Raw genomic sequence first — 13,204 nt, 5'->3', positions numbered from 1 at the left:
CAGCCTACGGGGAAGGCGCGTCGACGATGCGCAGCGCTCGGTCGAGCAGATCGGGTGCGGCGGCGTCGAGCCACTGCGCCCGGTGATCGCGGCGGAACCACGAGCGCTGACGACGGACATAGCGCCGGGTGCCGATGAAGGTCAGCTCCTCGGCCTGCGCGAGGTCGTACTCGCCGTCGAGCGCCGCGAGGACCTGTTTGTAACCGATCGCCTGCGACGCGGTGCGTCCCTCTCGCAGGCCGCGGGAACAGAGGTCCTCCACCTCCTCGACGAGGCCCTGCCCGAACATCGCTCTCGTCCGACGGCGGATCCGATCGTCGAGTTCCTCGGTGTCCCGGTCGAGGGCGAGGATGATCGTGCCCCAGCGCGGTTCGCCGATGGTGGGCTGCGACGCGGCGAAGGGCGCACCGGTCAGCTCGACCACCTCCAGCGCCCGCACGATACGGCGACCGTCGGTGGCCAGGATGGTCGACGCCGCGGCCGGGTCGACCTCCGCGAGCAGCCGGTGCATCTCGTCCACTCCGCGCTCGTCGAGCAGATCCTCGTAACGCCGGCGTACCTGCGGGTCGGTGGCCGGGAACTGCCAGTCGTCGAGGAGTCCCTGGACGTACATCATCGATCCCCCGACGATCACCGGGACCCGACCCGCGGCGCGCAACCGGTCGACGTCGGCCCGCGCGGCCTGCTGATAGCGCGCGACCGTCGCCACCTCGGTCACGTCGAGCACGTCGAGCTGATGGTGCGGGATGCCGCGGCGTTTGTCGGGCGGGAGCTTGGCCGTCCCGACGTCCATGCCGCGGTACTGCTGCATGGCGTCGATGTTGACGATCTCGCCGCCGAGCCGTTCGGCGAGGTCGAGGGCCAGATCGGACTTGCCGCCGGCAGTGGGTCCGACAACAGCGATCGGGGTGGGCGGCGCGGTCATCGGACGTGCTCACCGTCGTCGACGGTCCAGGTCGCGACCACGTAACCCACGCCGAAGGGCGCGTCGGCGAAGTCGGGTACCGCCCGGACCGACCGGTCGCCGACGAGACCGGCCGCCACCTGCCACGCGACCCGGCCGCCGACGCCCTCGGCATCGCACTTCGCAGGGTCGAGTGCCATCAGCGTGTCCGTGTCCGCCGATCCGAGCGCAGCCACGATCGCGTCGTTCAGCGCCACCGCCGATTCCCGACGCCCCCCGCCGGGGGCCTTGTCGGTCAGCGCCGTCGACCCGTCGCCCACCACCAGGACCCCGACGGCGTCCGAGCCCTCGTCGAGACGGGCGGCCAGCCGGGTACCCACCGCGACGCACTCCGCGGGCGGCGTGGCGGAACCGACGCTGCACACGCTCAGCGGACCCAGCGACATCCGCTCGGCGATCCACCCGGCGATCAGCGCCGACAGACTCATCCGGGGCAGCGGGTCGGTGACCGCGACATCGGCGATAGCAACATCGGTGATCGCGGAGTCGATCGTGACCGGGACGTCCACGCCGAACCGCGCGAAGGTGCCGCGCAAGGGCTCGCCCACGAGGCCAGCGGTCGACCCGTCGGCGGTTCCGACCGCCACCCAGCGGTCGACGCCGAGCGCGCCCGCGACCGCGTCGAGAGCTGCGCGCCGCACCGGCTCGGTGTCGAAGGCGGCCGGTCCGGCCAACTCAGGGACGAGCAGCGGGGCACTCGGAACGAAGACGACGGCCGCAAGCACACCACGACGCTAGTCGACAACACGAGGCCCGCTCGCTCCGCTCCCGGCGCCGGTGACATTCGGCCCGCTCGCTCCGCTCCCGGCGCCGGTGACATTCGGCCCGCTCGCTCCGCTCCCGGCGCCGGTGACATTCGGCCCGCTCGCTCCGCTCCCGGCGCCGGTTACCCCGCGCCGCGACCCACCAACTCGGCACGGACGCCACATCGACGGGCCTGAACTGCTTGAATGGAACGGTACTTGTCGGCGATCGCGGGCGTAGGATGCCCGGCGAGAACCGACTCCAGCGACCGGCAGCCGTGACGCGCGGCACCACTGAGCGGCAGGACACGTGCACATGAGCAACCCGACCGAATCGGCTTCCGAACCCCAGCAGGCACCCGCCGGGCAGGACACACCGAAGCCGGGACCCAAGCCGGGACCCCGGCCCAAGCCCGGACCCCGCCCCGGCATCGCGTCCGAACCGGTCGTCACGCATCTCGTCACCGGCGATCCGCACCGCTTCGGTCGTATCGACGAGTCGGGTGTCGTGTGGCTCAAGACCGACGAGGGCGAACGCGAGATCGGTTCGTGGCAGGCCGGCACAGTCGAGGAGGGGCTTGCGCACTTCGGACGCCGGTTCGACGACCTCGCCACCGAGGTCGAGATCCTCGAGGAACGGCTCACCGCCCGCTCGGGAGACCCGCGTAAGGCCCAGCAAGCCGCCAAACACCTGCTCGACGAGTTGCCCAACGCGCATGTGATCGGTGACGTCGCCGCGCTGCAGCGCCGCCTCGAGGCCATCGTCGGCAGCGCCGACGAGGTCGCCGAGACCATCCGCGCCGAGCGCGAGAAGACCCGGTCGGAGGCCATCGCGCGCAAGGAGGTCCTCGCCGCCGAGGCCGAGCAGATCGGCGCCGACGCGACCAACTGGAAGAGCGCGGGCGACCGGCTGCGCGAGATCCTCGACGAGTGGAAGTCCATCAAGGGCGTCGACCGCAAGACCGACGACGCGCTGTGGAAGCGGTACGCCAAAGCGCGCGACGCCTTCAATCGCCGGCGAGGTGCGCACTTCGCCGAACTCGACCGCGAGCGCGCCGGTGCGAAGGAACGCAAGGAAGCACTCATCGCCCGCGCCGAGGAGCTGTCCGGCTCCACCGACTGGGGTCCGACGTCGGCCAAGTTCCGGGAACTGCTCGGTGAGTGGAAGGCGGCCGGCCGCGCCCCGCGGGACACCGACGAGGCCCTCTGGCAGCGGTTCAAGGCCGCACAGGACGTCTTCTTCGGCGCCCGCAACGCGGCGTCGTCGGAACGCGACGCGGAATTCTCTGCGAACGCGACCGCCAAGGTCGCCCTGCTCGATGCCGCCGAGAAGGCCATCGACCCGGCCGCCGATCTCGACGCGGCCCGCCGCGAGTTCCGGTCGTTCCGCGATCAGTGGGACGAACTGGGCAAGGTCCCGCGCGATCAGATGCACAGCCTGGAGGCCCGCGCGCGGGCCCTGGAGAAGCGCATCCGCGACGCCGAGGACGCTCAGTGGCAACGGACCGATCCCGAGGCACTGGCGCGGGCGGCGCAATTCGCCGATCGCGCAGCGCAACTCGAGGACCAGGCACGCAAGGCGGCCGAACGCGGAAAGGACCGCGACGCCGCGAAGTTGCGCGATCAGGCTGCGCAGTGGCGCGAGTGGGCCGCCGCCGCGGAGAGTGCCGTCACCGACCGCTGAGTCCGGTCGGGGCCGGCCGGATCAGTCCTCGTGCGGGTTCTTGCGGTACAGCGCTGCGGCGTAGGCCTCCTGCTCGGCGGCCTGCCGGCGCCGCTCGTCCTCGAGCGCGAGCTGGTAAGAGCTCCGCGCCCACACGACGCGGGACCAGTGGAACGTGAGCACGAAGACCGCGATCCAGCCCAGCACGAGGCCGATGCCGACGCCCGACGGCGGCTCGACGCCACCGACGCCCGGCGTGTTCCGCGACCACCACGCCAGCATCCCGGCGACGCACGCGATGGCGCACCCGCACAGCGCGATCCACGCCAGGAACCACCGGCGGGTGAGCAGCGCGAGCATGGAGACGACGATGCCGAAGATCGTCACCAGGTAGACGAAGATCCTCGACACGATCGTGACGCGCTCGGCGGCCGCCTCGGGCGTGAAGGTGAGGACCTCGAGCCCGGTGACGGATCCCGTGTGCGGCAACACCATCGACACCATGGCGAGGACGACGGCCACGGCGACGACGACCGCGCGCGCACCCGGGTCGATCTCGCCGGCCACCCGCCGTTCCGCCTTGCGCAGGTCGTTCTCGTACTGCTCGAACGCGGCCTTCTCGGACGCAGAGCTGCCGGACGCCTCGTTGTCGGACGCCGAATTCTCGGACATGGTCATCGCCTCACTTCGTGATGGTGGTCAGCTGCCGCAGCCACTGCCGCAGCCGGCGTCGGCCGGGACGGCGGCGGGGGCACCGAACCCCGGCAGCCCGAGCCCGACGCCGACGGGCGCGGTGGTGGGGGTACGGCTCTGTTCGTGTGCGTCGCCGGCGCGGGTGCGGCGGTGCGCGAGAACGCCGGAATCGGCGATCAGATGGTGTGGTGCCGCTGCGGTGAGCTGCGTGTGCACGACGTCACCCGGGCGGATCCCCGACGCCGTTCCGGGCGCGAAGTGCACCAGGCGGCCGTCCCGGGCGCGGCCGGTCATGCGCTGGGTCTTCGCCGACTTGCGCCCCTCGTCGGCGACCACGAGCAACTCCACCTCGGTCCCGACCAGCGCCTCGTTCTCGGCCAGGCAGATCCGCTCCTGCAGCGCGATGAGACGCCGGTAGCGATCGGCCACGACCTCGGGCGGCACCTGATCGGCCATCGTCGCGGCGGGCGTGCCGGGGCGGGGCGAGTACTGGAAGGTGAACGCGCTCGAGAAGCGGGCGCGCTCGACGACGTCCAGGGTGGCCTCGAAGTCCTCCTCGGTCTCGCCGGGGAAGCCGACGATGATGTCGGTGGTGATCGCCGCATGCGGCATGGCCTCGCGGACCTTGTCGAGGATGCCCAGGAACTTGGTCTGCCGGTAGCTGCGGCGCATCGCGCGCAGGATGCGATCGGACCCCGACTGCAGCGGCATGTGCAGTTGCGGACACACATTCGGCGTCTGGGCCATCGCCTCGATCACGTCGTCGGTGAACTCGGCGGGGTGCGGTGAGGTGAACCGGACGCGTTCGAGCCCCTCGATGTCACCGCAGGCGCGCAGCAGTTCGGCGAAGGCGCCCCGGTTGCGGGGCTGATCGGGATCGGCGAAGGACATCCCGTAGGCGTTCACGTTCTGGCCCAGCAGCGTCACCTCGACGACACCCTGGTCGACGAGGGCCTGTACCTCGGCGAGCACCTCGCCCGGCCGGCGGTCGACCTCCTTGCCGCGCAGCGACGGCACGATGCAGAACGTGCAGGTGTTGTTGCACCCCACCGACACCGACACCCAGCCCGAGTAGGCGGAGTCGCGCTTGGCCGGCAGGGTCGACGGGAACCGCTCGAGCGCGTCGAGGATCTCCACCTGGGCGGCGTCGTTGTGGCGGGCACGATCGAGCAACGCGGGCAGCGACCCGATGTTGTGTGTGCCGAAGACGACGTCGACCCACGGTGCTCGGGACAGCACCGTGTCCTTGTCCTTCTGCGCGAGGCAGCCGCCGACGGCGATCTGCATGCCGGGCCGATCGGACTTGACCGGAGCGAGGTGCGACAGGTTGCCGTACAGCTTGTTGTCGGCGTTCTCCCGAATCGCGCAGGTGTTGAAGACGACGAGATCGGCGGGGTCGTCATCACTGGCGCGCACGTACCCGGCGTCCTCGAGCAGACCGGCGATGCGCTCGGAATCGTGGACGTTCATCTGGCAGCCGTAGGTACGGACCTGATAACTGCGCGCGGCGGGTGCTGCCTGCTCAGGCCGATCCGACAACTCGATACTCACCCCTACGAGGGTACGGGGCGCACGCAAATCGACTCCCACAGGACACCGTGTTCCACGTCGGCCGATAGGGTGCCCCAATGACCGTTTCGCCGAGTAAGTCCGCGGACCCAGGGTCCCAGCCGATGATCGCGATGCGCGGGGTGCAGAAACACTTCGGGTCGTTGCACGTCCTCAAGGACATCGATCTCGAGGTCCCCGCCGGTCAGGTCGTGGTGGTCCTCGGACCGTCGGGTTCGGGCAAGTCCACCCTCTGCCGCACGATCAATCGCCTCGAGCCGATCGACGGCGGCGAGATCCTGGTCGAGGGGCAGGTGCTGCCCGCCGAGGGCAAGGACCTCGCCCGGCTCCGCGCCGACGTCGGAATGGTCTTCCAGTCCTTCAACCTGTTCTCGCACAAGACGATCCTCGAGAATGTCACGCTCGCGCCGATCAAGGTGCGCAAGAAGAGCAAGGACGAGGCCGGCAAGCGCGCCCTGGAACTGCTCGAGCGCGTCGGCATCGCCAGCCAGAAGGACAAGTACCCCGCCCAGCTCTCCGGCGGCCAGCAGCAGCGCGTGGCCATCGCCCGGTCGCTGGCGATGAACCCGAAGATCATGTTGTTCGACGAACCGACCTCGGCCCTCGACCCGGAAATGGTCAACGAGGTGCTCGACGTGATGGTGTCCCTCGCGAAAGAGGGCATGACGATGGTGGTCGTCACCCACGAGATGGGCTTCGCGCGCAAGGCCGCCGACCGCATCATCTTCATGTCCGACGGGGCGATCATCGAGGACTCCGATCCGGAGACGTTCTTCAGCAACCCGTCGACCGATCGCGCCCGGGACTTCCTCGGCAAGATCCTGGGGCACTGACATGAAACAGCGAACCACCCGCCCGATGCGGACCGCGGGCCTGGTCCTCGCGGTCGGCGCCCTGCTCGCCACCGTGTTGTCCGCCTGCGGCAGCACCGAACCGCGCAACCTGCTCGACTCCATCCGCGAGGGATCGGTCGTGCTGGGCGTCAAGTTCGACCAGCCCGGTCTCGGCCTCTACGAGCCGGACGGCAACGTCGAGGGATTCGACGCCTCGGTGTCGCGCTATGTCGTCAACCACATCGCCGACGACCTCGGTGTCCCCCATCCCGAGGTCACCTGGCGCGAGACCCCCTCGGCGCGCCGCGAGGCGATGATCGACAACGGTGAGGTCGACCTGATCGCGGCCACGTACTCGATCAACGCGGCGCGCTCGAAGAAGGTGTCCTTCGGCGGTCCCTATCTCGTCACGTACCAGGGTCTGATGGTGCGCGCCGACGACAACACGATTGACGAACTCGCCGACCTCGACAAGGGCAAGAAGCTCTGCTCGGTGACCGGCTCGACACCGGCGCAGAACGTCAAGGCACAGCTGCCCGCGGTCCAGTTGCAGGAGTACGACTCCTACTCGGCCTGCGTCGAGGCGCTGCGTCGCGACAAGGTCGACGCGGTGACCACCGACGAGGCGATCCTCGCCGGCTACTCCAACTTCTGGGAGGGCGAGTTCAAGCTCGTCGAGATGACCTACCTCAAGGACGCCTGCGTGAAGGATGCCCTGAAGACCGCGGGCAGTCCGTTCTCCACCGAGCGCTACGGCGTGGGGCTGGCTCTGGACGACACGGCGTCGCAGAACGCCGTCAACACGGCACTCGACGCGATGCTCGCGCCTTCCGTCGACGGCGAGTCGGCCTGGAACGCCGCGCTGCGCGAGGCGCTCGGCAATCCCTACGTGGACGAGATCATCGCCCGCGCCGACCGTCCGGACTCGAAGTTCCCCTACCTGCCCGATCCCGGCGACCTCGACTTCCTCGACTCGCCCTCCACACCGTGCCCGCCCGGGCTGCAGTGAGCGACGGAGCTACCGATGAATGACGTCTCTCTGTGGGAGAGCATGGGTCCAGAGCTGTGGCCCGCCTTCTGGGTGACCATCCAGCTGACCTTCTACTCGGCGATCGGCTCGCTGGTGTGGGGCACGATCCTCGCGGCCATGCGGGTCTCCCCGGTGCCGGTGATGCGCGGCTTCGCCGAGGTCTACGTGAACATCGTCCGCAACACGCCGCTGACACTCGTGGTGCTGTTCTGTGCGATCGGCCTGTACCAGAACCTGGGCCTGACCTTCGCGCCGACGATCGAGTCGAACAACTTCTGGCTCGCCGTCCTCGCCTTCGTGCTGTACACCTCGACGTTCGTCTGTGAGACGCTGCGCTCCGGCTTCAACACGGTCCCGCTCGGGCAGGCCGAAGCCGCTCGCTCCCTCGGCCTCTCGTTCACGCAGGTCTTCGGGGTCATCGTGCTGCCACAGGCGATCCGGTCGGTGATCGGTCCGCTGGGCAGCGTCCTGATCGCGCTCACCAAGAACACGACGGTCGCCTCGGTGATCGGCGTCGCCGAGGCGGCGGCTCTGATGAAGACCGAGATCGAGACCTACTCCGACCAGCTGTTCGTCATCTTCGGCGTCATCGCGGCGGGATTCATGATCATCACACTCAGCGAGGGTGCCGTCTTCGGCTACCTCGCCAAGCGACTGGCGGTGAAACGATGAGCGCTGACTCGACCGTCCTCTACGACGCCCCGGGACCACGCGCCCGCACCCGGAACCGCTTGCTGGCGATCGCGTTCATCGCGGTCCTGGCCGCGATCGCGATCTACGTGATCGCCGTCCTCGCCGCCAACGAACAGTTCATCGCCGAGAAGTGGTCGCCGTTCGTCACGTGGAGCACTTGGACCGGCTACATCCTGCCGGGCCTGTGGCGGACCCTCGCGGCCGCGGCGGTCTCGATCGTGCTGTCGTTGTTGCTCGGTGCGGTCCTCGGTATCGGCCGACTCTCCGATCACCTGTGGGTACGCACCATCGCGGGCCTGTTCGTCGAGGTGTTCCGCGCCATCCCGGTGCTGATCCTGATGGTGTTCACCTGGTTCCTGTTCGCGATCTACGGGGTCTTCCCGTCGTCCTTCCTGGCGTTCGCGGCGGTGGTCACCGGACTCACCCTGTACAACGGGTCGGTCATGGCCGAGATCCTGCGATCCGGTATCAACTCACTGCCCAAGGGACAAACCGAGGCGTCGATGGCCCTGGGTCTGCGCAAGAGCCAGATGATGCGCATCATCCTTCTGCCACAGGCGATCACGGCGATGATGCCCGCACTGATCTCGCAGATGGTCGTGGCGCTGAAGGACAGTGCGCTGGGCTACATCATCGGTTACTCCGAGGTGGTCCGCAGCGGCCTGCTCTCGGCGTCGCGCTACGGCAACTACATCCCGGCACTGATCGTCGTGGCCATCATCATGATCCTGATCAACTTCGGGCTCTCGACCTTCGCCACCAGCCTCGAACGCCGGCTCCGGCAGGGGCGCCGGTCGTCCGCACCGCCCGCGGATCCGGAAGAGACCGAACTCGCTGCGTCGGAGAACCTGCCGACCGGCAGGTGACACCCGCACGATCGTCGTGTGGGGGCGCTCAGCCGCTACGCAGCTCGCTGAGCGCCTCCCCCACGACGTCGAACGCCAGGGACTGGGAATAGCCGCGCCGCACCAGCATTCCGACGAGACGTCGCATCGCCTTGTCGCGTTCGGCGCGATCCTCGGCTATCCGGTCGACGACCGAGGGCGTGAGTTTGCGCACGACCAGACCCGACGCGATCTCACGTTCGTCGTCGGGGTCGATGTCGGCGAGGGCCTCGGCGATGATCGACTCGTCGATCCCCTTGGTGCGGAGCTCGTGTCGTAACGCGACGCGCCCCTTACCGGAGTTGAGGTGGCGGGATCGTACCCACTCGGAGGCGAACTCCTCGTCGTCGAGGAGGTTGTGTTGCTCCAGGCGCGCCATCACGTCGTCGACCGCCTCGGGTTCGAAACCCTTGCGCGTCAATCGCTCTCGCATCTCCTGGCGTGAACGCGCACGGACCCCGAGCAGTCGGAGCGCCGAGTCCCATGCACTGGGTCCCTTACGGTCGGGGTCGTTGTCCCGCCGTGTGCGCGTCTGCCCGGGGTCCGTTGCCTCGCTCACGGTCTACCTGAACTCGCCTTCGATGTCAGAATTCGACTGGGGCGGGGGCGATGTCGTCGGCGTCGACGGTGGCGCCGATGCCCAGCTTCTCTTTGATCTTCTTCTCGATCTCGTCGCGGATGTCGACGTTCTCGAGCAGGAACTTGCGCGCGTTCTCCTTGCCCTGGCCGAGTTGATCGCCCTCGTAGGTGAACCACGAACCGGACTTGCGGATGAAGCCCTCCGCGACTCCCATGTCGATCAGCGAGCCCTCCTTGCTGATGCCCTGGCCGTAGAGGATGTCGAACTCGGCCTGCTTGAACGGCGGTGCGACCTTGTTCTTGACGACCTTGACGCGTGTGCGGTTACCGACCGCGTCGGTCCCGTCCTTGAGGGTCTCGATCCGGCGAACGTCGAGGCGCACCGACGAGTAGAACTTCAGCGCCTTACCGCCCGTGGTGGTCTCGGGCGAACCGAACATGACGCCGATCTTCTCGCGCAGCTGGTTGATGAAGATCGCGGTGGTCTTCGACTGATTCAGCGCGGAGGTCATCTTCCGCAGGGCCTGGCTCATCAGGCGGGCCTGCAGACCGACGTGGCTGTCGCCCATCTCGCCCTCGATCTCGGCCTTGGGGACCAGCGCGGCCACCGAGTCGATGACCAGGATGTCGAGCGCGCCCGATCGGATCAGCATGTCCGCGATCTCGAGCGCCTGCTCACCGGTGTCGGGCTGGGACACCAGCAGCGCGTCGGTGTCGACGCCGAGTTTGGCGGCGTAGTCGGGATCGAGTGCGTGCTCGGCGTCGATGAACGCGGCGATGCCGCCCTGCGCCTGGGCGTTGGCGACGGCGTGCAGGGCGACGGTCGTCTTACCCGAGGACTCCGGACCGTAGATCTCCACGACGCGGCCGCGGGGCAGTCCGCCGATACCGAGGGCGACGTCGAGCGCGATGGACCCGGTGGGGATGATCTCGATCGGCTGACGGGTCTCCTCGCCGAGCCGCATCACCGAACCCTTGCCGAAGTTCTTGTCGATCTGCGCGAGGGCGAGGTCGAGAGCCTTCTCGCGGTCTTGAGGCGCAGGTGCCATGGGAGTTCTCCTCGGTTGTGAGCCGGATTTCCGGCGGGCGGTCTGTGCGGTCCGGGCGTTCATGTGATGAAAGTAGCCGGTGGGTCCGACAACTCTTCAGACGCAGACTCGGCCCGTGTGGTTCCGTCTGATTTCACCTCTGGGCACCAGGATGGACGAACACCTGTTCGATGGCAAGTGTGACACGCGGTGGCGTGTCACCAGCGATGGCGCGGTACATCGAAGTCGCGACAGATCGCGATCCAGACATCGCGCGGGTCGACCCCGTCGTCGATCGCCTGGGCACCCGTGCGACCGCCGACCTCGATCAGGATGTGATCGGACAGAATCGAATCCGCCGACGGCACACCGAATTCGGTGGTCATCAACTCGGTGAACTCGGTCAGACGCACGGGTCCAGCCTAGGTGACGCCGCCAGAACGCGATGCGCGACCGCCACCGGGTCGACGGCGTCGGTCACCGACTCCCCGATCGCACCCGCCGCGCGCGCATGTGCCGGATCGTCCAGGACGGCCCGCACGGCGTCGGCAACCGCGTCCGCGGTGACCGGACGCACCGCCTGCCCCGCGCCGGCTCGTCGGATCCGGGCGGCGAGCTCCCACTGGTCACCCCCACCGGGTACCGCGACGACCGGCACCGACGCGAGCATCGCCTTCGCGAGGATCCCGTGCCCGGAGCCACAGATCAGCAGGTCGGCGTGCGCGAGCACCTCGTCCTGCCGGCCCGGCCCCGCCGTGATCAGTTCCCCGCGGAAGCGGGCGAGATCAGCCCCGTCGGGGTCGCGGAGCCCCGAGACCACCACCCGCACGGTCCGGCCCAGTGTGTCGGGCGACAACGCTTCGAGAGCCTCGCCGAGCATGTCGGCGGCGCCGGTCTGCGCGGTCGACGGGGCGACGACGACGAGGGGGTGATCGCCGGGAGGCACGGTGAAGTGATCGTCGGTGGGCTCCCACACCAGGGGTCCGACGAGATGCGCGTCGGTCGGCCAGTCGGGGCGCGGGACCTCGAGGCCGGGAAGGGTGGCGATGAGTCGCGCCGCCGGTTCCGCGTCGACGTCACCCAGCCCGATCGTCCGCCGGGCAGCGTCCCGCTGCCGCACGCCCTGGCGGATCGACGACGCGGTGGCGGCGCGCATCAGCGTGTCGCGCAGCCGACCCCCGACGCCGCGACCCGGTTCGAGCCCGGACCCGATCGGCGGTAGTCCCCGGGACGGCCGGTACAGCGGATGCGGCGACAGCTCGATCCAGGGCAGTCCACACAGTTGAGCGGCCCAGCCCCCGCCCACGGTGATGACGTCGGAGATGACGAGTTGCGACCCGGCCGCACGCAGCGGCCCGACGAGCTGCTGGGCCATGCGCGCGGCGCGGGCACTCAGTTTGGCTCCGGCGTCGGAGTCGTCGTCGGAGTCCTCGGCGCGCAGCCCCGGGAGATCAGCGATGTCGATCCCCCGGCGGCGCGCGGCCTCCGACCATGCGAGCGAGGTGAACACGACCGGTGTGTCACCGGCGGAGCGGAACCGCTCGGCCAGCGCGAAAGCCGGGAAGGCATGCCCGGCGTCGGAGCCCGCGACGATCGCGACGCGCACGGGTTCGTCGTGCACGCGTGCGCGATCTGTCAGTTCTGCTGGGGCGGCTCGGTGGTCGGCGGCGCGGACTGGGTCGCCGGCTTCTGCAGACCCGGTGCGGTCGTCCCGGCGGCGGGCAGCGCGTCACCGCGCATGCTCGCGCGGATCTGTTCGAGACGAGAATGTCCGGCCATCTGCACGCCGGCCTGCTCGACCTCCTGCATGCGGCCCTGCACGGAGTTCTTGGCCAGCTCCGCCGAACCGAGCGCGTTCGCGTAGCGTCGTTCGATCTTGTCGCGGACCTGGTCGAGGCTCGGCGTGTTGCCGGGCACCGACAGCTCGCTCATCTGGTTCAGCGACGCCGAGACCTGCTCCTGCATCTTCGCCTGCTCGAGTTGACTGAGCAGCTTCGAACGCTCGGACAGCTTCTGCTGCAGGATCATCGCGTTGCGCTCGACGGCCTTCTTGGCCTGATCGGCCGCCTGGAGCGACTGGTCGTGCAAGGACTTGAGGTCCTCCACGCTCTGCTCGGCGGTCACCAGCTGGGCCGCGAACGCCTCGGCGGCGTTGGTGTACTCGGTCGCCTTCTGGGTGTCGCCGGCCGCGGCGGCCTGATCGGCCAGCGTCAGCGCCTGGCGGGTGTTCGCCTGCAGCCGCTCGACGTCCTCGAGTTGCCGGTTCAGCTTCATCTCGAGCTGACGCTGGTTGCCGATCACCGAGGCCGCCTGCTGCGAGAGCGCCTGGTGCTGGCGCTGGGCGTCCTCGATCGCCTGCTGGATCTGGACCTTCGGGTCAGCGTGCTCGTCGATCTTCGCGTTGCCGAGTGCTGTGAGGTAGCGCCACAACTTCACGAACGGGTTCGCCATGCTCGTCGTACTCCATTCAGGGGTCTGAGAACTCTGGTGACCAATCTAGCGTCTGCGAGTCCGGTGTTGAGTCG

Annotated in this window: 14 protein-coding genes; 5 read left to right on the top strand and 9 right to left on the bottom strand. The window is 68.9% G+C overall.

All coding sequences use genetic code 11. The features are described 5' to 3' along the window. Nucleotides 1-4 precede the first annotated feature (4 nt). Nucleotides 5-925, bottom strand: coding sequence for a tRNA (adenosine(37)-N6)-dimethylallyltransferase MiaA (gene miaA / locus AS181_RS03395; protein WP_058250190.1), 921 nt, complete (start codon nt 923-925; stop codon nt 5-7). Beyond that, nucleotides 922-1,689, bottom strand: a complete 768-nt coding sequence (locus AS181_RS03390) for a hypothetical protein (protein ID WP_058250189.1) — start codon at nt 1,687-1,689, stop codon at nt 922-924. The genes miaA and AS181_RS03390 overlap by 4 nt, the downstream gene beginning before the upstream one ends. Nucleotides 1,690-2,023: 334 nt before the next feature. Here AS181_RS03390 and AS181_RS03385 point away from each other — a divergent pair, with 334 nt between their 5' ends. Then, nucleotides 2,024-3,391 (top strand): DUF349 domain-containing protein, encoded by a 1,368-nt coding sequence (locus AS181_RS03385; protein WP_175404257.1) that lies wholly within the window; start codon nt 2,024-2,026, stop codon nt 3,389-3,391. A gap of 21 nt (nt 3,392-3,412) precedes the next feature. Here AS181_RS03385 and AS181_RS03380 read toward each other — a convergent pair whose 3' ends face one another. Then, nucleotides 3,413-4,048, bottom strand: coding sequence for an Rv2732c family membrane protein (locus tag AS181_RS03380; RefSeq protein WP_058250187.1), 636 nt, complete (start codon nt 4,046-4,048; stop codon nt 3,413-3,415). Between the two features lie 21 nt (nt 4,049-4,069). Further along, the gene (gene miaB / locus AS181_RS03375; RefSeq protein ID WP_058250309.1) at nt 4,070-5,602 is read right to left on the bottom strand and encodes a tRNA (N6-isopentenyl adenosine(37)-C2)-methylthiotransferase MiaB; all 1,533 of its coding nucleotides are present in this window, start codon (nt 5,600-5,602) and stop codon (nt 4,070-4,072) included. A 134-nt stretch (nt 5,603-5,736) separates the two neighbouring features. On the opposite strand from miaB, the gene AS181_RS03370 reads away from it, so the two are divergent. The 4 genes from AS181_RS03370 to AS181_RS03355 are packed head-to-tail and all read left to right on the top strand — an operon-like array spanning nt 5,737 to nt 9,054. Then, nucleotides 5,737-6,465, top strand: coding sequence for an amino acid ABC transporter ATP-binding protein (locus AS181_RS03370; RefSeq protein ID WP_165630857.1), 729 nt, complete (start codon nt 5,737-5,739; stop codon nt 6,463-6,465). A gap of 1 nt (nt 6,466) precedes the next feature. Continuing rightward, nucleotides 6,467-7,474, top strand: coding sequence for a glutamate ABC transporter substrate-binding protein (locus AS181_RS03365; RefSeq protein WP_058250185.1), 1,008 nt, complete (start codon nt 6,467-6,469; stop codon nt 7,472-7,474). A 15-nt stretch (nt 7,475-7,489) separates the two neighbouring features. Further along, nucleotides 7,490-8,167: an amino acid ABC transporter permease gene (locus AS181_RS03360; protein WP_058250184.1), complete on the top strand. Its 678-nt coding sequence runs from the start codon at nt 7,490-7,492 to the stop codon at nt 8,165-8,167. After that, nucleotides 8,164-9,054 carry an amino acid ABC transporter permease gene (locus AS181_RS03355; protein ID WP_058250183.1) on the top strand — a complete coding sequence of 297 codons (891 nt, stop codon included), beginning with the start codon at nt 8,164-8,166 and terminating at the stop codon, nt 9,052-9,054. The genes AS181_RS03360 and AS181_RS03355 overlap by 4 nt, the downstream gene beginning before the upstream one ends. Before the next feature lie 28 nt (nt 9,055-9,082). On the opposite strand, the gene AS181_RS03350 is transcribed toward AS181_RS03355, so the two are convergent. From AS181_RS03350 to pspA, 5 genes are all read right to left on the bottom strand, one after another. Next, nucleotides 9,083-9,631, bottom strand: a complete 549-nt coding sequence (locus AS181_RS03350) for a regulatory protein RecX (protein ID WP_058250182.1) — start codon at nt 9,629-9,631, stop codon at nt 9,083-9,085. A gap of 25 nt (nt 9,632-9,656) precedes the next feature. Then, on the bottom strand, nt 9,657-10,700 hold the full coding sequence (gene recA / locus AS181_RS03345) for a recombinase RecA (RefSeq protein ID WP_006866461.1): 1,044 nt from the start codon (nt 10,698-10,700) through the stop codon (nt 9,657-9,659). A gap of 197 nt (nt 10,701-10,897) precedes the next feature. Beyond that, complete coding sequence (locus AS181_RS03340) at nt 10,898-11,092, bottom strand: DUF3046 domain-containing protein (RefSeq protein ID WP_058250181.1); 195 nt, start codon at nt 11,090-11,092, stop codon at nt 10,898-10,900. Next, nucleotides 11,083-12,285 carry a glycosyltransferase gene (locus AS181_RS03335; RefSeq protein ID WP_058250308.1) on the bottom strand — a complete coding sequence of 401 codons (1,203 nt, stop codon included), beginning with the start codon at nt 12,283-12,285 and terminating at the stop codon, nt 11,083-11,085. Before AS181_RS03335 ends, AS181_RS03340 begins: the two co-directional genes overlap by 10 nt. 29 nt (nt 12,286-12,314) lie before the next feature. Continuing rightward, nucleotides 12,315-13,130 carry a phage shock protein PspA gene (gene pspA / locus AS181_RS03330; RefSeq protein ID WP_058250180.1) on the bottom strand — a complete coding sequence of 272 codons (816 nt, stop codon included), beginning with the start codon at nt 13,128-13,130 and terminating at the stop codon, nt 12,315-12,317. Between the last annotated feature and the right edge of the window lie 74 nt (nt 13,131-13,204).

The organism is Gordonia sp. SGD-V-85 (assembly GCF_001456905.1).
Taxonomy (GTDB): domain Bacteria; phylum Actinomycetota; class Actinomycetes; order Mycobacteriales; family Mycobacteriaceae; genus Gordonia; species Gordonia hongkongensis.
This window is presented reverse-complemented; position numbering and strand designations above follow the sequence as displayed.